This window comes from Variovorax glucosi, from assembly GCF_051216695.1.
GTDB lineage: Bacteria > Pseudomonadota > Gammaproteobacteria > Burkholderiales > Burkholderiaceae_C > Variovorax.
The window spans coordinates 1-1,574 of the sequence record NZ_JBPJZE010000056.1; the positions used below are offsets into that span (position 1 = coordinate 1).

At 65.8% G+C, this 1,574-nt stretch carries 3 protein-coding genes; all 3 read right to left on the minus strand.

Annotation, left to right across the window (positions count from 1 at the left end; translation table 11 throughout):
- Positions 1–350: hypothetical protein (locus tag ACSFA3_RS22780; RefSeq protein ID WP_435507736.1), on the minus strand; the 350-nt coding region annotated here is incomplete at its 3' end.
- Positions 351–367: 17 nt separating this feature from the next.
- Positions 368–961, minus strand: coding sequence for a pilus assembly PilX family protein (locus ACSFA3_RS22785; protein WP_435507737.1), 594 nt, complete (start codon positions 959–961; stop codon positions 368–370).
- The coding region (locus tag ACSFA3_RS22790; protein ID WP_435507738.1) for a PilW family protein at positions 958–1,574 on the minus strand (617 nt) is incomplete at its 5' end. The genes ACSFA3_RS22790 and ACSFA3_RS22785, both read right to left, overlap by 4 nt.

Here is a 1,574-nt window from a genome sequence, read left to right on the forward strand (position 1 = left end):
CTGGAGCCAGTGGCCGCACCCGCCGGCTGGAAGTAGCTGTTGGATGCGGCACCCTTCTTCACGACCGGTTCGACGTACGTGTACGTGTAGCACTTGCGGGGATCGAAGTAGCCCAGGTACTCGGTGGCATCTGCGTAGTCGTTGAGGTTCGCCACGCTGATCGCAGTGGGGAATTCCACCGACAGTGCCAGCAGCAGGTTGCCCGGGACGTCGGCCGTTGCGAAGACAGGCTGATCGGACAGCTTCGCGGTGGCCGCCAGCACAGCCGTGCTCGACAAGCCCAGCAATGCGACTGCGATCAGACCAGCTCTGGAGGCCACTGTCGATGAACGACGAAAAACGCTTGTCATGGAGATGCTGTGCCTTCTCAATCCGGTTTGGTGAATGTCGACTGCATGAACACCTGCGTGTCGCGGGGACCGCTGACGCGCAGGCTCAGGCGATAGATCGTTGCGGTGGGTGGTGCCGGCGGCGGCGTGGGCGTGACGGTGCCTCCGGCCGGGGCCGCGGAAGATTGCACGCAGCCGGTGCTGGTGGCCGGGCCGGTACTGCCGCAGAGGCGATCGATCACATAGCGGATGCTCACCTGCGCGGTGCTGTCCGTGATGTCGTTGGACGCCTTGCCGACAGTGGCAAAGGTGGTGTCGTCGAGCAGCGCCTTTGGCACTCCCTGTGCGTTGGTGTCGAGCTTGGTCGCCTTGAAGTTCTCCCCGGGCAGATCGTCCGTCGCATTCGCGAGCGTTCCGGTACCGGCGAACTTGGCCAGCACGAGGGACACGGCGCGCTCGCCCTGGTTCACGAGGTCGCGCCTGAAGGCCAGGTTTCCGGCCGTGGACAGCGAGGTGTGCATGGAGCGCACCACCGCGACTCCGCCAGCCAGCAGGATCACGAGGATGACGAGACAGAACAGCAGCACGACGCCGCGCTGGCGCATCGCTGCGCGAGGCATGGGAATCTTCATGGGAGCAGCAGCATGTTGCGTAGCGGGATGGTGAATTCGACGACCCGGTAGCGGTAGTGCTGGTCTTCCGCGGCGCTCAGGGTCACGCTCTGTGCGAGCGAGTTCTTCGATGCATCCAGCACGCCGTCGAACAGGGTGAGCGTGCCGGGCGAAACGGGATCCTTTTCCCTGCTCGCGCTGCGCATGACCAGCGCGACGCGCACGGCCACGATCTGCCGGAGCGTGGCCGTCGTCTTCATGACGGTGGCGATGTCGTAGCCCTTCGCGCCCGGGTCCGCCCAGGCGTCGAGGATGCCGTCGCCGTTGGTGTCCAGGCCGTAGAGGGCATGCATCTCGGCCACGCCGTCCGCGAGCGCCTGCGCGGTGGTGGTTCCCGCGCCCTGCAGCAGGTCGTAGCCGTAGAGCGTGCGGTTGTCGCCCACGCCGAAGAGCTGGAACTGGACGTTGCCGTTCTCGGGATTGCCCAGCGGCGTGACGTAGGTCGAGGTGCTCGCGGCCAGTGTCTCCAGCGGCGTGGTCTTGCCCGCCGTGTAGTAGGTGCCATCCAGGGTCAACCCCTTGGCCGTGGCTCCGGACACCTGTTCGAGCCGGCAGTCCGTAACACCGTTCTGGC